This window comes from Thermoplasmata archaeon (assembly GCA_035622275.1).
In the GTDB taxonomy this organism is placed as follows: domain Archaea; phylum Thermoplasmatota; class Thermoplasmata; order Lutacidiplasmatales; family UBA184; genus Lutacidiplasma.
Genome location: DASPVQ010000003.1, coordinates 25,952 through 48,800, shown reverse-complemented (window position 1 = coordinate 48,800; position 22,849 = coordinate 25,952). Strand labels below are relative to the sequence as shown.

Sequence of the window (22,849 nt, the reverse complement as noted above, 5' to 3'; positions counted from 1 at the left end):
AGCTCCGAGCTCGGGGCTTAGGCGTCGTGGACGGCCCATCAGGGGTCGGCCCCGACGTCGCGGTGAGATCCTCTCGCCGCCGCGCGTCGTACGGGCCTGTCGGTAGGGGGCCTCCTCCCCCGCGGGTTGGAACTCGAGGCGCGCGCTGCCCTCTCGGTTGGGGGATCTCCTGGCACCTGCCGCGGCACGTGGCCGGGCACCGAGGGGAGTTGGGCGGCCTCAAGAAGCGTGAAAGAAAGGTGGCCCCGGTGTCCCGGGGCCGAACGGGTTGGACGCTCGATTGGCAGTTCCGAGAGCAGGGCAATTTGGCGGCGGAGAATCCTCGCGGCGCGCGTGCCCGAAATACGGCCCAATTCGGGCCGGACCAGGTCGCGCAGGAGGTCCGACTCTCTGACGGGGGATGGGCCCAGTCGGATTTGAACCGACGACCTCCCGGTTATCAGCCGGGTGCTCCAGCCAAACTAAGCTATGGGCCCATGGCGACCGGCGCCTCGAGACGGCGGCCCCAGCACGAGCCTCCTACTAAACCAATTCGACCTACGCGACCCGCTTTCGGCTCGTAGGGAGAAATCGGGACGGGGGAGGTCCCGGCCTCCCCCGCCCGGAAAAGGGTTAGGGAAAGGGTTGTCGCTGCGCTGCTGCCCGCCTACCGGTAGAGGTCCTTGTAGGCGTCCGCAAGTTCCCGAGAGGCGGCGTTCAGCTGGGCCGCCCTCTCAAACTGTCCACGCTCGACCAGGCGCTGCTGGACCGCGACCGACTGGCTGATCGACCGGGCCACCGCGCGGCGCACCTGCTCGAGGTTCTGGTCGACCTCGTCCCCGCGAGGGGACGGGCCGCTCCCCGAACTCGGTGCGAAACCGTACGGCGCCGCCGCGGGCTGCTCGGGCGCCTGGATCGAGGGTTCCTCGACCCGGCGTCCCCGGCGCATGACCGCGTAGGTCCCGACGACGCCCACGATCGCGGCCAGAGCGATCAACCCGACGATGAGCCCGCCGCCCAGCGAGGTGTCGTACCACGCCGGAGCGATCGTGCCCTTCTTCTGGTTGAGCTCCGCCTGCAACGTGTTGATCGTCGACTGGAGCTGGGCGATCTGCGTCTGGTCCGAGCTGACCGTGGCCTGCGCGGCCGCGAGCGCGCTCTGCAGCTGGGCGATCTGGGCGGCGTCCGCACTGTTCTGCGCCTGGAGGGCGGAGATCTGTGCGCTGAGCGACGTCACCTGCGCCTGGGCGGCTGCGAGCTGGCCCGACAGCGTCGACACCTGGCCCTGGAGGGACGAGACCTGCGACTGCAACGAGGCGATCGTCGCGTTGTCGGCCGACAGGCTCGCCTGCAGCGAGGCCACCTCGGCGTTCAGCGAGGCGATCGTCGTCGCGTCCGCACTGAGCTCGGCTTCCAGCTGGGCGACCAGGGCGCTGGCGTCCGCGGCCTGGTTGGCCGCGTAGATGGTCACCGAGTTGGTGGAGGCCACCGCGCCGGGCGCTTTCTCGGTGAAGACCACCGAGTAGCTCCCGTCGAGGAGGTTCGCCGTGTTCAGCGCGTAGGTGCCGCTCGTCGCGTCACCGGGCGAGAGCGCGTAGGAGGCGAGCACTTGCGAGGTCCCTCCCGAGACCAGCGACAGCGTGCCGACCGCACCCGCGAACGCCGAGCCGTGCCAGGAGACCGTGTCGATGCCCGTCACGGTTCCCGTGGCGGAGAGCGACAGGCCCGACGGCACGTAGGTGTACGGGTCCGACCAGTAGATGCCGTACTGGACATCGGGGAAGACGAAGCACTCTTCCTCGAAACAGCCCTCGTTGATCGACAGGTCGTTCCATCCGACCGCCACCATCGAGACCGTCACCGGGCCGGAGGTCGGGAGCGCGAGATCGATCTCGATCACGCCCTCACGAACACCGCTGCCGCAGAGCCAGTCCTCCTGGTTGTAGAACGCGGACGGGTCGCCCGTCTGGCAGACCTGCTGCGGAGTGTCGCCGGTCGGCGGCACGCTCGCACCCGATGTGGCACAGTAGTTCCCGGGGTCCTCCGGGAAGAACGTGAGCCCATCGCTGCCGGTCGTCGAGACGATACCCGGCCACGCGCACGCGGGCAGGAAGCTGACGTTGTCGAACTCGCCCGGAGCGCCACCCACCGAGACATTGACCCACTGGACGTTGGTCATGCCGGCGAACTCCACGAAGCCCGTCACGGTCGTGTCGGAGAAGCTGAACTGCGGATAGAACGAGCCCATCTGCGGTTCCACGTAGACCGTCACGGTGTTCGAGACAAGGCCGTTGAAGTACGCCGTGATCGTGTAGACCTGCGTCTCGAGACAGACCGGCGGGATCACCGGTTGGGATCCGTCGGTGTCGAGGCCGTACTCGTTGTCGAGTCCGGTCGCCGGGGTCTGACAGCTGGCCTCCGCGATGAACGCGTTGTCCCAGATGTCGGCGGTCCCCTTCGAGTCCGTCAGGTAGTTACCGATCACCACGCCCGGAGCGTAGGTCGCGGGGTTCAGCGTCGGGTCCTGCGAGTAGTAGTCCGTGACCACGGAGGTCTGGACCACGCTCGCCGACTCGACCGGGGTGGTCAGGCCGTCGGTTTCCGTCAGCGTCACGAGCGCGTTCGCCTGTCCCTGGAGGTTGTACTCGCCCTCGAGGTCGTAGGTGTTGAACATGGTCTCCTCGGCGACGGACGTCTGGCAGATGTCCTCCACGTCAGAGATACACAGGTTCAGCGAGCCCACCGGCTGCACGTTGCACGCGAACTGCTGGAAGTTCCACGCGTTGCCGCCCAGGATCGGGTTCGAGCCCTCCTGGATCGTCAGGAAGTAGCCGTAGTGCCAACCGCTGTTGTTCAGCGCGTTGGGCCCGGATACCGACGACGGAGGCGCGAGCGGCGTGTACTCGAACGTCCAGGGCGATCCGGTCACGGAGATGACCTGGGTCGTCCCGCCACCGTAGGCGGTCCCGTCCTCGGGGGTTCCCGAGTACGCGATCACGCTGAACGGTGCGTTGCCGAGCGCGGCCGTGCTCACGATCTCGAACGTGTAGGTCTCACCGCACCACAGCTCCGAGATGTCCTGGAGACCGGTGGGGGTGACGACTTCCACGAACCAGGGGTCCGTGATCAGCGCGTGCTGCGAGTCCGTGGCTCCAACGAGCAGTCCGTCCAAGACGTCCAAGTCCCAGACGCCCCATCCCTGGAGGTTGTTCCAGACCGAGGCGCCGCCGAAGAACTTGCCGTCCGTCCAGCCCGGCGGGATCGCCGGGTTGAAGATGCTGTCCGCGAACCACGGGTGGTCGACGGAGTTGGGCACCTCGATGGACAGGTTGGTGTAGTACCAGGTAAACGAGTTGAACGGCGCCCAGTCGCCGATGTCGCCGTTGTCCACGCCCATGTTCGTCATCGGGACCCACGGGTTGACCGTGGTCGCGCCCGCCTGCCAAGCGTTCGACGTCTCGGCAAGGAGGGGACCGATGTCGCCCATGTACTGGCTACCCGCACCGTACTTCTGCACGACCTGCTCCTCGATGAGCGCCCACCCGCCTGCGCTGATGGGCGTCGCGAACGAGGTTCCGCCGTAGAGGTAGTTCCACGGCCCCTCGCACCAGCCCTCGGGCAGGAAGTAGGTCGGACCGCACGCATTGTAGTAGATGCTCTCGTTGAACGCCGCAGCGTTCGAGATCGTCGGGTCAATGCGCGCGCCGTCCACGTACGTGCCGTTGCCGGCCTGGTACCAGGCCTGCGGCGACTCGATCGACTGACCGAATCCGCCACCGACCTCGCCACTGAACGTTCCGTCGTACGATGGGTACGCCCAGTACGTGTAGCTGTACAGGCTGGTCACCGGCGCGACCTCCACCCAGTTACCCTCTTCGTAACTGTAGCAGCAGTACTCGTAGCAGAACTCCTCGCTGAAGTCCTCGAGGAAGGCGTACTTGTTCGTGTTGGGGAACAGCACACCTTGATCGTCGGCGGTCATCTGCCCGCCGCCCACCGAGATCGTCGTCGGGGAGTCGGCCGGCATGAAGTCCTCGACCACGGCGTAGACACCGCCGCTGTCGCCGTTCGCGAAGAAGCTCGTCACGCCCTGGATCGACAGCTCCTCGAGGAGCTGGCTCGTGTACGTCACGTACATCGGCGAGCCGAAGTACGTGGTGTACGTCTCACCCGAGCCGTAGCTGTTCGAGGTGATCGAAACCTGGCACGCGCTGCCTCCGTTGGAGTCCGACGTCGCGCCGTAGACGAAGACCGGCCCGAAGACCGGGTCCGTCGACGGGATGTCGCAGACCTGCTTGCCCACGAGGTTCGCGCTGATGAAGCTGTACGCCTCATCGAACGCCGAGAAGTTCGGGTCCGGTACGGAGACCAGATCGATGTGGGCCTCGGGGGCCATCGTCGCCGCGTACTCGATGTCGAGCGCGGTCTCGATGTACCAGCCGTAGTCGGCTCCCTGGTCGATCGCCTCGGAGAGGCTCGACGCGCCCAGGTCGATGTAGGTCAGCCGGTCCAGGAGGTTCGTGGTGAGCCCGTTGGGGTACGTCCCGCTCGGGAACGTGAGCGCGCTGAATGCCGCCAGCTGGGCCGGGTCGACCGCGCCGACCTCGACCACCGCGATGGTGATCCCCTGGCCGTAGTCGCGCTCGCTCAGGATCGTGTCCGCCCCGGTGAAGAGCGTGCACGCTCCCTCGAGCGTCGGCATCGTGCTCGGGAAGAACAGCTGGGTGGCCTCGTCGCCCTCATAGAACCACGAGTAGTTCGCTGCGCAGTTGCCGTTCAGAGAGAACGGGTCCTGGTAGTGGTAGCCGCCCTCGCCCCAGTCGTCGCCGTAGGTCTGGCTCCACGAGCCGTTGGTGGTGTTGAACACCTGCGTGCTCGAGGTCAGCTCTCCGGGGCTGGTGGCGTACATGGCCTGGACTTGAGGCTGCGCCAGCTGGATACCGAAGCCCGTGACCGCGTCGACGTACTTCGCGATGCCCGCGGGGAGCGAAAGGTCCCCGACGTTCGCGTAGAACGTGTACGGCTCCGAGGTCCAGATCGGCGTCTCGAACGGCTGTCCCCCGACGGTGACTTCCTGCTCACCGGTGACCTTGTCGAACACCGGGTTGTAGTAGTCGGGGTTGCTGTAGGACAGCGCGAAGGAGTCCACCTGAGTGTGGAACGCCTTCTGGAGCTGCGCGGGCGTACCGGACAGGCTGACCGACAGCAGGTCAGGGTGAGTCTCGACCGTGAGGCCGAAGCTCGAGAAGTACGCGACGATCGACGCGTAGGTCGACGCCGGCACTCCCGCCTGCGAAGCGATCTCGCTCGGGGTCAGGAAGTCGTGGTAGCTCGTGCTCGCCGGGTTGCTGATCGCCGTCTCGATCGAGTTCAAGCTCTTCTGCGGCGTCAGGCCCACTTCGATCTGGACCTGCGCGCTCGAGCTGAAGGCGCTCGGGTCTGGAGCGAGCGAATAATAGCTCGCCAGAGTCGGCGGCAAGGTCGACGGCCCGACCGCATTGTACTGCGAGGCGGGCGCGACCTGCTGTAGCGGTCCCGTGGCGATATTCGCAGGGGCCGCTGCGGCCGCAGCGCTCGCGGGCGTAGTCGCCTGTCCCGACGGAGGCGCCGCGAACGCCGAGCCCGGTAGGGACGCTAGTGAAAATCCCGCAACGGCGGCCAGCACCACTAGCAGGGCCAGCGCCGCTTTCCAGTCTTTGTCTCTCATTCGTTCTCCCGGTTGTTCGAACCGCTGCCGTCAGGCAGAGCGGTCCAGAGGAGGGAATGGAGTGCGCCTAATCAAGCGAGTGAAAGGCGACTGGAAGCGGCTTGGGTATCACACGGCGACGGGCCCGGTAACGGCCTAGCGAGGGCTTTCGCCCGCTCGCTCGGGCGTCCAGGCAAAGGGCCGGTCGATCCCGCCGCCCGTCCTCTTCCAGCGGGCGAGCGCGGCCGCCAGCTTCGGAAGGTTGCGGGGCGGGCTCTCCGTCGCGCCTCCCGCCGACAATCCTCGGATCCAGCTCAGCACCATCTGCTCCCACGACTCCGAGTCGCCGCGCACCTGGGTCATGATCTGAGGGTGCCGGCTGAGCCACCGGGCCACGCTGGCGGAGAGGTCGGAGTCGCCCGCATCGGACAGCAGGGCGACCTTCTCGTTGCCCGCTCGCTGTAACTGTACCGAGTGGAGGAAGGCGAGGAACTCCTGGTCGACGTGGCGGTGGGTCGTCCGAGCCTCGCCGGGTCGATCGAGCAGCCCCAAGGTCGTCACGAGGTCCTTCATCCAAGGACGGCTCGGGCCGGGTGGCGGATCCGACGGGGGCTGCCGCAGGGGGGCCAGTCCGGTCGCCGCGGAGTTCGACCCATCGGAGAACGAGAGCGCGACGACCCGGCGGGGGGGGTTGACGTAGACCCCGAGCAGGTCGATCGTCTTGGGCCGGAACGGTGAGTCCTCGGCGAGCAGCGCGACCCGCGAACGGTTCGGGCGGATCCCGTACATCTTCCAGACCCGGCGGACCGCCGAGTGGCTCACGCCGACCGCGCGGCCCATGGTACGCGTGGACCAGTGCTCGCGATTCGGCGGTCGCTCGGACAGGGTCTTCTGCAGGATCCGCTGCACCACCGCCTCGGGGAGCCGCGGGGGAGACGCGTTACGCGGGGCCTCGCGACGCAGCCCCTCGATGCCGAAGAGAGCGAACCGCGATCGCCAGCGAGCGACGGTGATCGGATTCGTGCGGAGCAGACGCGCGATCCGTCGGTTGCTGTGACCGTACGAGGCGAGGAGGACGATCTGCGAGCGTATCACCAGCCGGAAGGGGGTGGATCCGCCCCGGCTCCAGCGTACGAGATGCTCGCGCTGGCCCTCGTCCAGCACGATCGGAAGCGCCCGCCGCACCAAGGAGCGGCATCGGAATCGGTGGTTTAGTTATACTCCTCTGTAACGGGCTCGGCTAGCATTTTGCAACGCGCGATGTGGCGCGGAGCCGCTCGAGGAGGGTGATACCTCCGTCGGTTCCAGTATATGAACCACCCGACCACCCGCGGCGAGTGGTATTCGTGTCGGATAACCCGAAGCGCGAATCTCTCGTCAGAGAAACGTTCCTCCGCTGACTAACCCGGGGCGATCGCCGGCCGCTTCGCCCGCGCCCTCGGGGGGCAGGCGTGCCTCGGTGGCCCCGTCGGAAGATTCTTGTACGTCGCTTGGGGTGGCCGGCCCGCAGGCGCCCCGGCCGGGAGCGTGACACGGGGGCCTGCGATGAGGACCGTGAGGCACGCGCCCGCGATCGCGCTGTCGACCCGCGAGCGGGCCGTTCTCGAGGCGTGGAGCGGGGAAGCCCGCTCCTCCCCGAGGTTACGGCTGCGCGCGCGCATCGTGCTCCGGGCCGCCCAGGGGCGGACCAACCGCACGATCGGCGCGGAGCTCGGGGTCACCGACACCACGGTCGGACTCTGGCGTCGACGATTCGCCGTCCACCGACTCGAGGGGATCCGCCTGATCGCGCCGCATCCGCTGCAACCGTATCCGTTACCCCTCAAGAACGAGGAGCGGATTCTCCGCGCGACCCGGGAGCTGCCCCCGCCTCCGCGGGGCCGCTGGACCGCGCGAACGCTGGCGCGCCGGCTGGGCCTGAACCACATGCAGGTTCACCGGGTGTGGCGCAAGCACGGGCTCTCGCCGGGCGCGACGGCGGTGCCGTCGGCTCGCGTCGCGAGCGAGCCGTGGGTGGAGGTCGTCGGCGCGTTCCGTTGTCCTCCGGTGACCGCGATCGTCTTCGCCTTCGACCTGACGGGTCGCGCCGGCCGCGAGCCGCCGTCCTGGACGGCCGCCGACGACCGAGCGGGCCGCGGCCTCCCGCTCATCTACGCGCCGGCGCCCGGGACCGGCGAGCTGTTCTGGAGCGCATCGCGGCTGAACGAGACGACCGGGGACCGGACGACGCCGGTCGCGGATCGCTACGATCTCCTGATCTTCCTGCGCTCGATCGAGCTCGCCTGGTCCTCGCGCGTTCGATTCCACCTGATCGTCTACTGCCCCGAGGCCGGCATGCAGCGCCAACTCCGGTCCTGGCTCGATCGTCGCCCCCAGTTCACCCACGAAGCCGTCACGGGGCCGGACGCTTGGCCCCCCGCGGTCGGGCGCTTCCTCGGCAAGTGGGGGCCCCGCGCGGTGAGCCGATCGAGCTACCGGGGCGTCGAGCCGCTGGTCGAAGCGTTCGTTCGACAGGCGGCCCGAGGACCGGCCGCACCGATCGGCTTCAGCTGGTCGGCCGTGCCCTACCGTCCCGAGGGTCCGGCCCCTGGTCCGGCTCGGGACGGGAGCGCGGGCCCCCCGGCCGCCTGAACGCCGCCGGTGTGGGCCGCCCTCAAATACGGACCGATTCCTGGGACCGTGCGGGGACGCCGATGCGCGTCGTGGTGTTCGGGGCCGGCGGTCGCATCGGCAGCCGCATCACCGACGAGCTGCTCCGACGCGGGCACACGGTCCGCGAGGTGGCGCGGCCGGGCCGGGGGGCCGGCCTTTCCGTCTCGGGCCGGCCGACCGTCATCGCGGACGTCACGAGCCCGGCCCGCGTGGCCGAGGCCGTGCGCGGCGCGGACGCCGTCATCTCCGCGGTCGGACCGCGTGCCGGCGACGACGCGTCGGTGGTCGAGGGGGCGGCCGCGGGACTGCTGGCGGGGCTCCGGCAGGCCGGTGTCCACCGCCTGATCGTCGTCGGGGGGGCCGGCGGTCTCGAGGTGTCGCCCGGCGTCCGGCTCGCCGAGACCGAGCGGTTCCCGGCGGCCGGGAAGACGATCGCCGAGGCGCACCGCCAGGCGCTCGAGACCTATCGCAACGAGCCGGAGGTCGAGTGGACGGTCGTCAGCCCGGCCGAGCTGGTCGAGCCCGGCGTCCGCACCGGGCGGTATCGCGCGGGCGGCGAGCAGCTGCTCGTCGACGCGAGCGGCCAGAGCCGGATCTCCGCGGAGGACTATGCCGTGGCCGTCGTCGACGAGCTCGAGACGCCGCGGCACGTGCGCCGCCGCTTCACGGTGGCGTCGGCGTAGGAGTTCGGGATGGCGGCCGTCGCGCTCGCGTGCCGGGACCTCGGGTTCGCCTGCGAGTGGGCCGTGCGGTCGCCCTCGCGCGCGGCCGCGGACGAGCGGCTCGCCGAGCACCTGCGGTGCGCGCACGCCGTCGCGTCGCCGGACGACGCGCTGCGCTCCCGCATCGAGGCCGCGTTCCGGCCGGCGTGACCGGGCGCGCTCGCAACCGTTTTCTTGAGGGGCGGAGTCGGCGCCGCGGACCGGTCGAGTTCTCGTGCCGACGTTCGTCTCGCCTCAGAAGTGCCGCGGCTGCATGCAGTGCGTGGACATCTGCCCGTCGGACATCATGCACATCGACCCGGACCGGGGCCGCGCCTACAACCTCGAGCCGGCCATGTGCTGGGAGTGCTACGCCTGCGTGAAGGCATGTCCCGAGGGCGCGATCGACGTCCGGGGCTACGCGGATTTCGCGCCCCTCGGCCATCGCGTCGTGCCGAACCGGACGACCGACCGGATCTTCTGGACGATCCAGCTGCGCGGCGGCGGGACCCGACAGTTCGACTTCCCGATCCGACGGACGCGCTGGGGGACGATCCCCTCGCCGGCGAGCGCGCCAGCGCCGGCGCCGGGGGACCTCGGCAGCGAGCTGCTCGCCTTCGAACCGGACTATCTCGCCGTCGACGCGCTCCCGTCGCCCGGCGCTCCGGCGCCGCGGCCGCTCTGAGGGAGACGGCCGGATGGAGGACGGCACCGGGAGCCCGCGGGTCGTCGACTGCGATCTGTTGATCGTCGGCGGCGGCTTCGCCGGCTGCGGGGCCGCCTTCGAGGCGCGCTACTGGGGACGGGAGCTGAAGATCGTCCTCGTCGAGAAGGCGGCGATCGAGCGCTCGGGCGCGGTCGCCCAGGGCCTCAGCGCGATCAACTGTTACCTCGGCATGCGCTGGGAGGAGAACCGCCCGCCGGACTTCGTTCGCTACGTGCGCTCGGACCTGATGGGCCTCGTGCGCGAGGACCTGGTCTACGACGTCGCGCGCCACGTGGACTCGTCGGTCCACCTGTTCGAGGAGTGGGGCCTGCCGATCTTCACCGACCCGTCCTCCGGACGCTACGTGCGCGAGGGGCGCTGGCAGGTGATGATCCACGGCGAGTCGTACAAGCCGATCGTCGCCGAGGCGGCCCGGGCCGCGGCGAGCCAGGTCGACGAGCACGTGCTCATCACCCACCTCGTGCCGTCCGCGGCGTCGCCCGACCGCGTCGCCGGTGCGGTGGGCGTCAACCTGCGGGACGGACGGTTCCACGTCTACCGGGCGCGCGCCGTGGTCGTCGCGGCCGGCGGCGCCTCCCACCTGTTCCGCCCGCGCTCGGCCGGCGAGGGCTGGGGCCGCACCTGGTACCCTCCCTGGTCGACCGGCTCGGCCTACGCCCTGCTCATCGGGCTCGGCGCCGAGATGACCCAGATGGAGAACCGGCTCGTCGTCACCCGCTTCAAGGACGGTTACGGGCCGGTGGGGGCCTTCTTCCTGTACCTCAAGGCGATCGCGACCAACGCCGCCGGCGACAACTACGAGGTGACCGGACGGGCCGGGCTGCGCGAGACGGTCGGCGAGTACGCGGACGCGAAGCCGCTGCCGACCTGCCTGCGCAACCACCTGATGTTCCGCGAGATCGTCGAGGGCCGCGGGCCGATCCTGATGCACACCGAGCGCGTCATCGACTCGCCCGAGAAGGAGACGATCGCCTGGGAGGCGTTCCTGAACATGACGGTCGGCCAGGCCGTGACGTGGGCGGCCCAGGGGATCGACCCGGCGCGGGAGCCCTCCGAGCTGATCCTCTCCGAGCCGTACGTCCTGGGCTCGCACGCGGTCTGCGCCGGCGCCTGGACGAGCGGTCCCTCCGACGTCGGGCCCGACGAGTACCGCTGGGGGTACAACCGGATGACCACGATCGCCGGTCTGTTCGGCGCCGGCGACACCGTCGGGGGCTGCGCGCACAAGTTCTCGAGCGGCTCGTTCACCGAGGGACGGCTCGCCGCGAAGGCGGCCGTCCGGTTCCTCACCGACCACCCCGGGTCGGTCGGGATCGAGGACTCCGCGCTCGGGAAGCGGCGCGCCGAGGTGTTCGCCCCCCTCGCGCGCGTCGCCGAGCGCGGCGACCGGGTGACCCACGGCTCCGTGCACCCGGACCTATTGTACCCGGACCAGGGGCTCCACCGCCTGGAGAAGATCATGGACGAGTACGGCGGGGGCGTCGGCGCCGGCTACGCGACGAACGAGGCGCTGCTCGAGCGCGGTCTCCGACAGCTCGGGCACCTCTCGGAGGACGCGGCGAGCCTCGGCGCCCGCTCGCTGCACGAGCTCGGACGCGCCTGGGAGCTCGCGCACCGCCTGCTGACCGCCGAGGCGGTCCTGCGGCACACCCGCCACCGGACCGAGACGCGCTGGCCGGGCTACTACTACCGCTCGGACTTCCCGAGACTGGACGACGAGCGCTGGCACTGCTTCGTCAACTCGGTCCGCGACCCCGCGACGGGGGCCTGGCGCCTGTTCACTCGGCCGTGCCACCACTTCGTCGACTGAGCCGGCCCGGCCGCTCGCCGCGCGTCTGGAAGACGCGCGCGATCGCCGCATCGAACGCCGCGGCCACGCGCACGCGGTCCTCGAGGGCCGTGCGCAGCGGGCCGGTCCGCAGCCAGCGGTCGATCGCGGTGACCCACGGCTCGCCCGGGGCTGGGTTGTGGAAGTGGAAGCGGGGATGGGCGGCCCCCCACGCCTCGAGGCGCGGCTCGGCCTCGGGGGGCGCCCGGTCGAAGAAGATGTGGATCTCGGCGGGCGGCGGGGTCCGCTCGTCGATCGAACGGAGGAACACGAACAGCTCGGGGGACGACCAGCGCACCTCGCTCGAGGACGGCGCGGCGACCTCGTAGGCGCGATCGAGCGCGGCCCTCAGGCCGAGCGACGTGCGCACGTTCCGGCCGAGCGTGTAGGCGCCGGACCGGCTCGTCGCCGTCGGCGGCGGAGCCGGGCCGGTGTCGCGCGCGTGTCCGGCCGTCTCGTGCGGGAGGAAGACCCGGACCGCGAGCGCCGCGGGCCCGTCCAGGAACACCCCGAGCACCTCGACCGGCGGGCGCTCGCTGCGGCGCTCGAGCTCGCCCGGGGTCGTCGCGAAGGAGACGCCGTGCGCCTGCCAGACCCGGTGGACGAGCATGTGGTTGACGTGCAGCGTCCGCGCGAGCGAGCGCGTCGTCCAGCGCGAGCCGCTGGCCGGCCGCTCCTCCCAGGTCGCGCGGAGGATCCGGTCGACGAGCGCCGGGTCGGTGACGCCCCGCACCCGCACGCGCGGGGCGTCGCGCACGAGCCCGTCGAGCCGGTTCACCTCGAAGCGGCGCCACCAGCGCAGGACGGTCTCCGGATGCACCTGGATGCGCTCGGCGACCTCCCGGGCGCTCGCGCCGCGGGCCAGCTCGAGCACGATGCGGGCCCGCAGCGCGCGGCGGGGCGCGTTCGCCGCGTCGGCCGCCCACTCGCGCAGCTGGCGGGCCTCGTCCGGATGGAGCGTGAGCGCGCGTCCGGCGGGCACGCGGACGAGAGGGGGTTCCCTTTAAATTGCGTTTCGCGCGGATACGTATCGGATAATCGTCAGTACCGCGCGATGCTGCCGGTCGCCAGCGCTCGCCGCTCGAAGGTCTTCCACAGGCCGAGCGACAGGCCGTAGCAGGCGGCGCCGGCGAGCGCCGTGGCGCCCCAGAACAGCGCCACGGTCCCGATCGGATCCGCGGCCACGGCGGCCCGCACGGCCGATAGACCCCAGGTCAGGGGCAGCGCGTCCCCGGCCCACTGCAGCGGGACCGGCAGCGCCGCGAGCGGGAAGTTCACGCCGGAGAGCAGGAGCCCGAGGAACAGGAAGATGTTCCCCAGGATCAGCGCCGTGCGCAGGTACAGCGCGACCGCCCCGAGCAGCAGGCCGAAGCCGACCATCGCGAACGCCGTGAGCACGACCGAGACCGCGAGCTCCGGGATCTGGGCGGGCGGCAGGACGACGCCGAAGAACGCGACCGCGTAGGCGATCCCGACGGCGGCGCTCGCGATCGAGATCAGGATCGGGATGAAGCCCCGCCCGACGTACAGTGCGAATCGGCTCGCGGGCGAGACGAGCAGGTGCTCCATCGTGCCGCCGTGCTTCTCGTTGTCCGTGGTCAGGCAGACGGAGAAGACGCTGGAGTAGGTGACCGTCGCGATCGCGTTCCCGAGCGCCGTGAACGCGACCTCGCTCGCCCCGCCGCCGCCGAGCTCGACGACGTAGGCGAAGAACACCATCTGGGTCAGCGGGATCACGAAGATCGTGCCGACGACGAAGTCGATCCGCATCAGGCCGAGGCTCGTGCGCGGGGCCAGCCAGGCGTTGGTCCAGAACGTCCGCCACACCGACGGCCGGGGGACGCTCGCGGGCGTCGATACGAGCGCGCTCAGGACCCGTCACCACCAGCCCAGGTTGCCCTGCTCGAGCACGTGGTGCTCGACGTAGCGGTAGACCGTCCCGGCGATCGCGAGGTAGACGACGGTGGTCACCACGGCGCCGGCGAGGTCGACCCAGAAGCCCCAGCCGAAACCGACGTAGCCGGGGATCGCCAGGTAGCGCAGCGCGTCGAGCGCCCAGGTCGCGGGAAACACCAGCGCGACCGGGTTCGTCCAGAACGGCAGGAGGACCACCGGGAACATGCAGCCGGTGCCGACGTAGAACGCGAACTCCCCGACGTTCTGGATCACCCCCGCGTAGCGCGTGTAGACGAACGCGGCGGAGAGCAGGACGCCGACCGCGGCCAGCGTCAGCATCACGAAGACGAACAGCGCGACGAAGCCGATCGGATCGGGCAGCGCGGGCGGGCCGCCGGCGGCGACGAGGATCACGACGTAGACGATCGCCCCGCCGATGAGACCGCTGGCGACGTTCCATACGATCCGGCCCAGGATCACGAAGAGGTACGGGGTCGGGGACTGGATCGTCGGTTCGAGCGTGCCGTACTCCCGGTCGAGGCCGGTCGCCCATCCGCTGCCGTAGAGGGTCTGACCCCACATGCTCATCATGGCGGCGCCCAGGATCGCGTAGGTCAGGAAGTAGCGACCCTCGTCCCGGAACAGCTCGAAGGAGACGAGCCCGAAGATCACCGGGGCGATCATCGAGGGGATCAGCCACTGCGGGTCGGCCATGAACTCGAGGAACGACAGGCGCAGCGAGGCGGCCGTCGCCCGGGCCCAGGAGACCTGGGCGGTCGGCGCGGCCATCTACGGTTGCTCCTCCTCGACGAGGTCGAGGTAGACGTCCTCGAGGACGGTCGGTCGCTCGCGGACGACGAGCTCCGGGTGACCCGGGAGCTGGCCGACGACGTCCTCCGGGCGGATCTCGCCCGTCCGGGCGCGCAGGGTGAGCCGGGTGCGCGGGCCGAACTCCTCGCTCACGACTTTGGAGACGCCGGGCAGGCGCTTGAGCACGTCGAGCTCTCGGTCCTCGAAGCCGTAGGCCTCGACCTCGAGGGTCCGGTCGCCTCCCACCAGTTGGCGGAGCCCGGGCACCGTGTCGCGCGCGACGATCCTCCCCTTCGACAGGATCGCGAGCTCGGGGCACAGCTCCTCCGCCTCGAACATGTAGTGCGTCGTCAGGAAGATCGTGACCCCGTCGGCGATCAGCGAGCGGACGAGCTTGCGGGTCTCCCGCGCGCTCTTCGGGTCGAGGCCGATCGTCGGCTCGTCCAGGAAGAGCACCTGCGGGCGATGCAGGATGCCGCGGGCGATGTGCAGCTTCTGCTTCATGCCGCGGGAGTACTCCTCGACGCGCCGGTCGATCGCCTCCGTTAGGCCGACGCGCTCGAGCACCTCGAGGATCCGCGCGTCCCGTTCGGCGATGGGTATCCCGTACAGGTCGGCGAAGTAGCGCAGGTTCTCCCGCGCGCTCACCCGGTTGTAGAGGCCCCGCTCCCCACCGAGGACGAGGCCGATGCGCGGCCGCAGCCAGTCCGCCTCGTCGACCACGTCGTGGCCGAGCACGGCGGCATGTCCGCCGCTCGGCAGCAAGAGCGTCGCGAGGATCTTGACGAGGGTCGTCTTGCCCGCGCCGTTCGGACCGAGGAGGCCGAAGATCGCGCCGGTGTCGACGCGCAGGTCGACGCCCTTGAGCGCCTCGGTGCGCGTGACCTCGCGGAAGAGGAACCCCTTGCGGCTCTCGAAGACCCGCGTGACGTCACGGACCTCGATGGCGGGCGCGCTCGGCATGGAACGAAGGCTCGCCGACTCCGGCGCCGGTACAAATACTCGCACCGAGGTGAACTCCCCCCGGAGTCCGGCTGGAACGCTCGGCGCGCAGCCGTTACACCCGCGGGCCCAGCGAGGCGGACGGCCGTAGCGTTATATCGGAACCAACGGTCGCACCGCCGATGGGCTCCGCGGCTCCTCCGGCCCGCGCGGCGTCCGACGCGGCCGCCGCCCCGACCGACCTCGCTGACGATCGCGTGGTCGACGCGTACCGGCTCATGGTGCTGGCGCGCGCGACCGACGAGCGGTGCCTGACCCTGCAGCGCCAGGGACGCATCGGTTTCTACGTGCCGCTCATGGGACAGGAAGCGGCGCAGGTCGGATGCGCGCTCGCCCTGCGGCCCGAGGATTGGCTGTTCCCGGCGTACCGCGAGCTCGCCGTGGCGCTCGCCCGCGGCGTACCGCTGCCGGCGATCGTCGACCAGCTCTTCGCCAACGCCGACGACCTGACGAAGGGCCGCCAGATGCCGAACCACTTCGGCTTCCGCGAGTTCCACTTCGTCGTCGCGTCGAGCCCGATCGGCACCCAGATCTCGCAGGCGGTGGGGGCCGCGATGGCCGCCCGGCGGCGGCGCGATGCGCTCGTCACCGTCGCCTTCTTCGGGGACGGCGCCACGAGCTCGAACGACTTCCACGCGGGGCTCAATTTCGCCGGGGTGTTTCGCGCCCCGACGATCTTCTTCTGCCAGAACAACCAGTGGGCGATCTCGCTGCCCCGAGACAAGCAGACGCGCAGCAAGACCCTCGCCGAGAAGGCCGAGGCGTACGGCTTCCCGGGCGTCGTCGTCGACGGCCTCGACCTCGCCGCGGTCCATCGCGCGGTCGCCGAGGCACGGGCCCGGGCCCTGCACGGCGACGGCCCGACCCTGATCGAAGCCCAGGTCTACCGGCTGGGGCCCCACTCGACCTCGGACGACCCCAAGCGCTACCGCACGGACGCGGAGGTCGCCGCGTGGCGGGCGAAGGACCCGGTGGCTCGGCTCCGCGGCGAGCTTCTCGGGTCCGGTCGGCTCGACGAGGCCACCGACGCCAAGCTGTGGGAGGCCGCGCGCGCTCAGGTCGGTGCGGCGGTGGACGCGGCGGAGCGCGGGCGAGCGGTCGCGCCGTCGACGCTGTTCGACGACGTGTTTGCCACGCCGACGCCGCGCCTCGCGTCGGAGCGGGCGGAGTTCGAGGCGCTCGGCCGCGGAGGTCCGTCGCCGGCATGAGCGAGCTCACGCTGGTCCAGGCCGTCAACCGGGGCCTTCAGGAGGCGATGCGCACCGACCCGGACGTCCTGCTGCTCGGCGAGGACGTGGGGGTGAACGGCGGCGTGTTCCGCGCGACCGAGGGGCTCGTGAAGGAGTTCGGCGAGGAGCGGGTCATCGACACGCCGCTGTCGGAGACCGGGATCGTGGGCGCCGCGATCGGCATGGCGCTCTACGGCCTCAAGCCGATCGCCGAGATCCAGTTCCTGGACTTCATCTATCCGGCCTTCGACCAGATCGTCAGCGAGCTCGCGAAGTTCCGGTACCGGTCGGGCGGGCAGTTCCCCTGCCACGTCGTGATCCGCGCGCCGTACGGCGGCGGGATCAAGGGCGGCCTCTACCACTCGCAGAGCACGGAGGCCTACTTCTGCCACACCGCCGGCCTCAAGGTCGCGATACCGTCGACGCCGGCCGACGCGAAGGGGCTGTTGCTGAGCGCCGTCCACGACGAGGACCCGGTGATCTTCCTCGAGCCCAAGCGGATCTACCGGTCGGTGACGGGGGAGGTGCCGGACGGCGACCACCGGGTGCCGTTCGGCCGCGCGCGCCTGGTCCGCGAGGGCTCGGACGTCACGCTCGTGGCCTACGGCGCGATGGTGCCGCCGACGCTGGAGGCGGCGGAGGCGCTCGCCCAGGAGGGGATCCGGGCCGAGGTGATCGACCCGCGCACGCTCGTGCCGCTCGACGAGGCGGCCCTCGTCGCGTCCGTCGAGAAGACCGGACGCCTCGTCGTCGTGCACGAGGCCGCGCGCTTCTGCGGGGTCGGCGGCGAGATCGCCGCGCTCGTCGCGGAGAAGGCGTTCTACTCGCTGAAGGCGCCGCCCACGCGCGTCACGGGTTACGATACGCCCTTCCCCTACGCGCTCGAGCAGCTGTACCTGCCCAACCCGGAGACGATCGCCCACGCTGCGCGCACCGCGGTGCGGGCCGGCTGACGGGAGCGAACGTGGCGTTCGAGTTCCGCCTCCCCGACATCGGCGAGGGGGTCGCCGAGGGCGAGGTCGTCCAGTGGTTCGTGAAGGAGGGCGACTCGATCGCGGAGGACGCGCCGCTCGTCAGCGTGCTCACGGACAAGGCGAACGTCGAGATCCCCTCGCCGCGCGCCGGTCGCATCGCCCGGCTCCACGCCCAGGTCGGCGAGAAGGTGAAGGTCGGCGGGTTGCTCGTCACGATCGAGGAGGCGCCCGGGGCGTCCCCCCGCGCCAGCCCGGCGGCAGGGCCGAGCCCGGCGCACGCGGTCGCCGCCGGCGCGAGGGCCCCCACCCCCGCCACCACCGCCGCAGCCGCCACGGCAGGGACCTCTGTGGCGGCCTCGCCGTACCTGCGCCGCCTCGCGCTCGAGCGGGGGATCGATCTCTCCCAGATCCGGGGCAGCGGACCGGGCGGACGGATCGTCGAGGCAGACCTCGCCGGCGCCACCGGTGTTGCGGCGGCCGGTCCTGTGCCTACCGCGCTCGCTGCGACTCCGCCGCCGTCCGCATCGCCCGCGCCGCCCGCGACCCCGATGCCCGCAGACCTGCCCGACGTGGCGCAGCGCATCCCGATCCGAGGGATGCGTCGCGCGATCTCCGAGCACATGACGGAAGCGAGCCATCGCCCCGCACCGTTCACCTACGTCGAGGAGATCGATGTCACCGAGCTGATCCTGCTGCGGGACCGCATGGCCAAGCACATCGAGCGCGACGGCGTCCAACTGCGCTACCTGCCGTTCATCGTCAAGGCCGTGATCGCCGGGTTGCGCGCCCATCCGACCCTGAACGCGACGATGGACGATGCGCGGGGCGAGCTGGTCGTCCGATCGGCCTACCACATCGGCATCGCCACGGCCGCCCCGGACGGTCTGATCGTACCGGTGGTCCGGAACGCCGACCAGAAGAGCCTCGCCCAGCTGGCCCGGGAGATCCAGGACCTCGGAGAGCGGGGTCGCGCCGGCAAGCTCGCCCGCGCGGAGCTGACCGGCAGCACGTTCACGATCACGAGCCTCGGCGCGCTGGGCGGGGTGCTCGCGACGCCGATCCTCAACTATCCGGAGGTGGGGATCCTCGGGGTCCACAAGATCCGCCGGCGTCCGATCTACCGCGCGGACGGATCGCTCGGGCCCGCGGATCTCATGAACCTGTCGCTGACCCTCGACCACCGGGTGCTCGACGGGATCACCGGTGCGGAGTTCCTGCAGACGGTGAGGGCCGGCCTCGAGGATCCGCACCAGCTGTTCGCCGACATGCGATGAGCGGCGCTCCGCAACTCGAGCCGCTGCCGTACGGCCCGCCAGCGGTCGAGCAGGAGCTCGGCCCGGGCTGGGTCGACACGCTCCACCTCGCCTACCGCTGGATGCGGCTCGCCCGGACGCTCGACGCACGCATGCAGGCGCTCCAGCGCCAGGGACGGGTCGGCTTCTACGGCGCCGCGACCGGCCAGGAGGCCGTCAACGTCGCCGCCGGCCTCGCGAGCGTGCGGGACGACTGGGTGTTCCCGGGGCTGCGCGAGCAGCTGGTGGCGCTCGTGCGCGGGCACCCGCTGCTCGCGTACGCCCACCACCTCTTCGCGGACGACGCCGACCCCGGTCGCGGTCGCAACATGCCCTGCCACCCGACCGCGCGCGAGGTCCACTACGTGTCGATGTCCTCGGTCATCGGCACCCAGATCTCCCAGGCCGTAGGGCTCGCCTATGCGCTGCGGCGGGGGCGTGCGCCCGGCGCCGTGCTCGCCTTCTTCGGCGACGGCGCCACGAGCTCGAACGACTTCCACGGGGGGCTGAACTTCGCGGGCGTCCTCGGGGTGCCGGTCGTCTTCTGCTGCACGAACAACCAATGGGCGATCTCGGTGCCCGTGAGCCACCAGACCGCGGCCCCGACGCTCGCGGGCAAGGCCGCCGAGTACGGGTTCGGCGGCGGCCGTGTGGACGGGACGGACTTCGTGGCATCGTACGCCGCGCTCGCGGGGGCGCTCCGGCGGGCCCGGGAGGGTGCCGGCCCGACGCTGCTCGAGTTCGTGCTCTACCGGATGACGCCGCACTCGAGCTCCGACGACCCGAGCCGCTACCAGCCCGCCGACTGGTCGGCCCGGGCCGCCGCGCACGACCCGGTCGCCCGGCTCGAGCACTGGATGCGCGCGAACGCGCTGCTCGACGACGCCGCCATCGACCGGGTCCGTGAGGAAGTGGACGCTGAGATCCGGGCGGCGATCGACGCGGCGGAAGCGACCGGTCCTCCGGCGCCGGCCTCCCTCACCGAAGACGTCTATGCGGCGGAGGCGTCCCCCGATCGGGCGGGAGCCGCTAGGAGGTAGGGACGTGGCCGGCACCTACGCGCGCAAGGCCGAGCTCCTGGTCGTGGGCGGCGGTCCCGCCGGCTACATGGGCGCGATCCGCGCCGGTCAGCTCGGAAAGAAGGTCGTCCTGGTGGAGCGGCGCGATCTCGGCGGCGAATGCCTCAACCGCGGCTGCATCCCTTCCAAGGCCCTCATCCACGCCTCCCTCCTCTACGACGCGGTCCGGAACGAGGGACCGGAGGTCGGCGTCATCGCGCCCGACGCGCGCTTCGACCTCGCGGCGACGATGCGCTGGAAGCAGGCGGTCGTGGCGAAGGAGCGACAGGGCGTCGCCACGCTCCTCAAGGCCGCGGGCGTCGCGGTGCTCCCCGGCGAGGCCCGCTTCACCGGACCCCACTCCGCGGACGTCACGGCGCCGGACGGCGGCCACGAGCGCGTCGACTTCGACGGCGCGCTGATCGCGACCGGCGCGGTCCACGCGAGCCTACCGGGCTTCGAGACGGACGGCCGCCAGGTCGTCAACGCCTGGGACCTGCTCGAGCTCGACTCCCTGCCGCGCTCGATGCTGATCCTCGGCGGCGGCGTGAGCGGCTGCGAGCTTGGCGAGTTCCTCGCGCGCGTGGGCGTCGCGGTCACGATCGTCGAGCTGATGCCCCAGATCCTACCGGGCATCGACCCGGAGCTCGCGCGCGAGCTGGCGAGCACGCTGGGCCGGCTCGGGGTGGGCCTGCGGGTCGCGACGAGGGCGACCGGTCTCGCCCGGTCCGCGGACTCGGTCGAGCTGACGGTCGAGGGCGCCCAGGGGACCGAGCGGCTGACGGCGGAGCGGCTGTTCGTCACGGTGGGCAAGCGCCCGGCGAGCCGCGAACTCGGCCTCGAGGACGCGGGGGTGGCGGCCGACCCGAAGACCGGGTTCATCGGGGTCGACGCGCAGCTGCGCACGAACGTTCCGCACATCTTCGCGGCGGGGGACGTGGCGCGGCCCCCGATGCTCGCCCACAAGTCCTACCGGGAGGGGATCGTCGCCGCCGAGGCGTTCGCCGGTCGGGCCACGCGCTTCGACTTTCGCGCGATGCCCAGCGTCGTCTTCACGACGCCCGAGCTCGCGACCGTCGGCTGGACGAAGGCGGAGGCCGCCGCGAACGGCATGGCCGCGCGCGACGCCCGCTTTCCCTACGCCGCGCTGGGCCGGGCCCACGCGAGCCACGCCACGGGCGGCTGGCTCAAGATCGTCGGGGACGACGGCACCGGTCGACTCCTCGGGGTCCAAGCGGCGGGCGAGGACGCGGGCGGCTTCGTCTCGGAAGCCGCGCTCGCGCTGGAGATGGGGGCCACGGTGCGCGACGTCGCGCTGACGATCCACCCGCACCCGACGTTCAGCGAGGCCCTCGGGGAGGCCGCGCTCCTCTGGCTCGGCGAGCCGATGCACGTGGCGCAGCGGAGGTTGGATGCCCGCGGTCCGTGACTGGGGACGACGCGACTACGGGCCGTCGCTCACCGATATGCGGGCGCTCGTGCTCGAGCGACGCGCCGGGCGGATCCCCGACACGCTGATCCTGGTCGAGCACCCACCGGTCGTGACCGTCGGGGTCCAGGGCGACGACGGCGGCGCAGCGGCGAGCGGCCTACCCGTCGTGTCGGTCGAGCGGGGCGGGCACGCGACCTACCACGGTCCGGGCCAGCTCGTCGGCTACCCGATCGTCGACCTGGCGCCCCGGGGCCGGGACGTCCGGCGGTTCGTGCAGGAGCTCGAGGCCGGCCTGGTGGAGGCCCTCGCCACGTGGGGCGTCCGGGCGGGCCACGTCGCCGGCCAGCGAGGCGTCTGGGTCGACGGGGCCCGCAAGATCGCCTCGATCGGGATCGCGGTGGATCACTGGGTCACGTTCCACGGCTTCGCCCTGAACGTCGATCTCGATCTCGCGCCGTTCCAGCGCTTCCAGCCGTGCGGGATGAGCGGGGCGCGGATGACGTCCATCGCACGGGAGATCGGCCGACCCGTGCCGCTCGCGGGCGCGAAGCGACCGGTCGTCGACGCCTGGCTCGGGCGCTTCGCTCCGGGAGGACCGGCGGCCGAGGTCGCCGCGCCCGACCGCCCCGGCCTGGCCCCCGCATGACGGGGGCGACCGACGGCCCGCGGCTGCTCGTCGTCGGAGGTTGCGGCGGGCTCGCCGGCCGGGCGGTCCTCGAGGAGTTCCGGGGGGACCACCGCCTGCGGTCCGTGCACCGGCACCCCGACCCGGGCGAAGCCGCGGCGGGCGTCGAGTGGATCCGGGCGGACGCCGCCGAGCTCGCCGACTGGGAGTCGATCCTGGACGGCGTTGACGCCGTCGTGAACCTCGCCTGGTACCGCCAGGCGTCCCGGTCCCGATTCCGGCGGCTCCGGGAGGGCCTCGAGCGGTTGATCCGCGCCTCGCGCGAACTCGGGGTCCGTCGCTGGGTGCAGCTGAGCGTGCCGGCCGCGCCCGAGCCGCTCGAGCGGGGGCTGCCCTACCTCATCGAGAAGCGGGCCGTGGACCGCGCGCTCGCGAACAGCGGCCTCTCCTTCTCGGTCGTGCGCGCCTCCATGCTCTTCGGCCCGCGGGACAAGCTCCTCACCGTGATGCTCGCCACGATCGCGCGCTACCACCGTTTCCCGATGTTCGGCGAGGGAGGGTACCACCTGAGCCCGATCAGCGCGCGCGACGTGGCCCGCATCCTGCGTCACGAGCTCGCGCTGGACGCCTCGCACACGGTGGAGGCCGGCGGACCCGAGCGCTGGCGCTACCGCGAGCTCACCGACCGCCTCTTCGCCAGCCTGGGCCGGGCGCCGCGCTACGTCCGGTTCAGTCCCACCGGCTCCGTGCGGCTCGCCCGCCTGCTCGAGGCGCTCGGTTCGCGCCGGCTCTACGCCTACGAGGTCGAATGGCTGCTGTCCGATCTCCTCGGCGTTCCCGCCTACTCGGGGCTCGACCGTCCGCTCGAGACCGTCGCTCCGTTCCTCGAGTCGGAGGCGGCCCGCTACCGAGGGCCCGGTGGCGCGCGCTACGGCAGTTTTTAATGGTCGAGGCTTCG

18 protein-coding genes and 1 tRNA gene are annotated in these 22,849 nt (G+C 71.3%); 12 read left to right on the top strand and 7 right to left on the bottom strand.

The features are described 5' to 3' along the window. Positions 1 to 401: 401 nt before the first annotated feature. From VEL82_01110 to VEL82_01100, 3 genes are all read right to left on the bottom strand, one after another. Positions 402 to 476 (bottom strand) — tRNA-Ile (locus tag VEL82_01110). Between the two features lie 170 nt (positions 477 to 646). Continuing rightward, positions 647 to 5,458 carry a protease pro-enzyme activation domain-containing protein gene (locus VEL82_01105; GenBank protein ID HXW66475.1) on the bottom strand — a complete coding sequence of 1,604 codons (4,812 nt, stop codon included), beginning with the start codon at positions 5,456 to 5,458 and terminating at the stop codon, positions 647 to 649. A gap of 363 nt (positions 5,459 to 5,821) precedes the next feature. After that, entirely contained in the window at positions 5,822 to 6,850 is a 1,029-nt protein-coding gene (locus VEL82_01100; protein ID HXW66474.1) for a helix-turn-helix domain-containing protein, read from the bottom strand. A 360-nt stretch (positions 6,851 to 7,210) separates the two neighbouring features. On the opposite strand from VEL82_01100, the gene VEL82_01095 reads away from it, so the two are divergent. The 5 genes from VEL82_01095 (at position 7,211) to aprA (ending at position 11,555) form a co-directional block, all read left to right on the top strand. Beyond that, complete coding sequence (locus VEL82_01095; GenBank protein ID HXW66473.1) at positions 7,211 to 8,296, top strand: helix-turn-helix domain-containing protein; 1,086 nt, start codon at positions 7,211 to 7,213, stop codon at positions 8,294 to 8,296. Positions 8,297 to 8,358: 62 nt separating this feature from the next. After that, complete coding sequence (locus VEL82_01090; protein HXW66472.1) at positions 8,359 to 9,000, top strand: NAD(P)H-binding protein; 642 nt, start codon at positions 8,359 to 8,361, stop codon at positions 8,998 to 9,000. 9 nt (positions 9,001 to 9,009) lie between these two features. Continuing rightward, complete coding sequence (locus VEL82_01085; GenBank protein ID HXW66471.1) at positions 9,010 to 9,189, top strand: DUF1059 domain-containing protein; 180 nt, start codon at positions 9,010 to 9,012, stop codon at positions 9,187 to 9,189. A 64-nt stretch (positions 9,190 to 9,253) separates the two neighbouring features. Next, positions 9,254 to 9,703, top strand: coding sequence for an adenylyl-sulfate reductase subunit beta (aprB, locus tag VEL82_01080; protein HXW66470.1), 450 nt, complete (start codon positions 9,254 to 9,256; stop codon positions 9,701 to 9,703). A gap of 13 nt (positions 9,704 to 9,716) precedes the next feature. Next, complete coding sequence (gene aprA, locus VEL82_01075; protein ID HXW66469.1) at positions 9,717 to 11,555, top strand: adenylyl-sulfate reductase subunit alpha; 1,839 nt, start codon at positions 9,717 to 9,719, stop codon at positions 11,553 to 11,555. Here the strand turns inward: aprA and VEL82_01070 are convergent. The 4 genes from VEL82_01070 to VEL82_01055 are packed head-to-tail and all read right to left on the bottom strand — an operon-like array spanning position 11,524 to position 15,242. After that, the gene (locus tag VEL82_01070; protein ID HXW66468.1) at positions 11,524 to 12,555 is read right to left on the bottom strand and encodes a helix-turn-helix domain-containing protein; all 1,032 of its coding nucleotides are present in this window, start codon (positions 12,553 to 12,555) and stop codon (positions 11,524 to 11,526) included. The genes aprA and VEL82_01070 overlap by 32 nt on opposite strands. A 59-nt stretch (positions 12,556 to 12,614) precedes the next feature. Then, the gene (locus tag VEL82_01065; protein ID HXW66467.1) at positions 12,615 to 13,400 is read right to left on the bottom strand and encodes an ABC transporter permease; all 786 of its coding nucleotides are present in this window, start codon (positions 13,398 to 13,400) and stop codon (positions 12,615 to 12,617) included. A gap of 51 nt (positions 13,401 to 13,451) precedes the next feature. Then, the gene (locus VEL82_01060; GenBank protein ID HXW66466.1) at positions 13,452 to 14,258 is read right to left on the bottom strand and encodes an ABC transporter permease; all 807 of its coding nucleotides are present in this window, start codon (positions 14,256 to 14,258) and stop codon (positions 13,452 to 13,454) included. Further along, a complete protein-coding gene (locus VEL82_01055; GenBank protein ID HXW66465.1) occupies positions 14,259 to 15,242 on the bottom strand; it encodes an ABC transporter ATP-binding protein in 984 nt (327 codons plus the stop codon). 161 nt (positions 15,243 to 15,403) lie between these two features. Here VEL82_01055 and VEL82_01050 point away from each other — a divergent pair, with 161 nt between their 5' ends. The 7 genes from VEL82_01050 to VEL82_01020 are packed head-to-tail and all read left to right on the top strand — an operon-like array spanning position 15,404 to position 22,835. Further along, a complete protein-coding gene (locus VEL82_01050) occupies positions 15,404 to 16,489 on the top strand; it encodes a thiamine pyrophosphate-dependent enzyme (protein ID HXW66464.1) in 1,086 nt (361 codons plus the stop codon). Continuing rightward, positions 16,486 to 17,463 carry an alpha-ketoacid dehydrogenase subunit beta gene (locus tag VEL82_01045; protein HXW66463.1) on the top strand — a complete coding sequence of 326 codons (978 nt, stop codon included), beginning with the start codon at positions 16,486 to 16,488 and terminating at the stop codon, positions 17,461 to 17,463. The genes VEL82_01050 and VEL82_01045 overlap by 4 nt, the downstream gene beginning before the upstream one ends. Positions 17,464 to 17,474: 11 nt before the next feature. Beyond that, positions 17,475 to 18,758: a dihydrolipoamide acetyltransferase family protein gene (locus VEL82_01040; protein HXW66462.1), complete on the top strand. Its 1,284-nt coding sequence runs from the start codon at positions 17,475 to 17,477 to the stop codon at positions 18,756 to 18,758. Further along, positions 18,755 to 19,816, top strand: coding sequence for a thiamine pyrophosphate-dependent enzyme (locus tag VEL82_01035; GenBank protein HXW66461.1), 1,062 nt, complete (start codon positions 18,755 to 18,757; stop codon positions 19,814 to 19,816). The genes VEL82_01040 and VEL82_01035 overlap by 4 nt, the downstream gene beginning before the upstream one ends. A gap of 4 nt (positions 19,817 to 19,820) precedes the next feature. After that, positions 19,821 to 21,263, top strand: a complete 1,443-nt coding sequence (lpdA, locus tag VEL82_01030; GenBank protein HXW66460.1) for a dihydrolipoyl dehydrogenase — start codon at positions 19,821 to 19,823, stop codon at positions 21,261 to 21,263. Next, positions 21,247 to 21,912: a lipoyl(octanoyl) transferase LipB gene (gene lipB, locus VEL82_01025; GenBank protein ID HXW66459.1), complete on the top strand. Its 666-nt coding sequence runs from the start codon at positions 21,247 to 21,249 to the stop codon at positions 21,910 to 21,912. Before lpdA ends, lipB begins: the two co-directional genes overlap by 17 nt. Further along, on the top strand, positions 21,909 to 22,835 hold the full coding sequence (locus VEL82_01020; GenBank protein HXW66458.1) for an NAD(P)H-binding protein: 927 nt from the start codon (positions 21,909 to 21,911) through the stop codon (positions 22,833 to 22,835). The genes lipB and VEL82_01020 overlap by 4 nt, the downstream gene beginning before the upstream one ends. Positions 22,836 to 22,849: the final 14 nt, after the last annotated feature.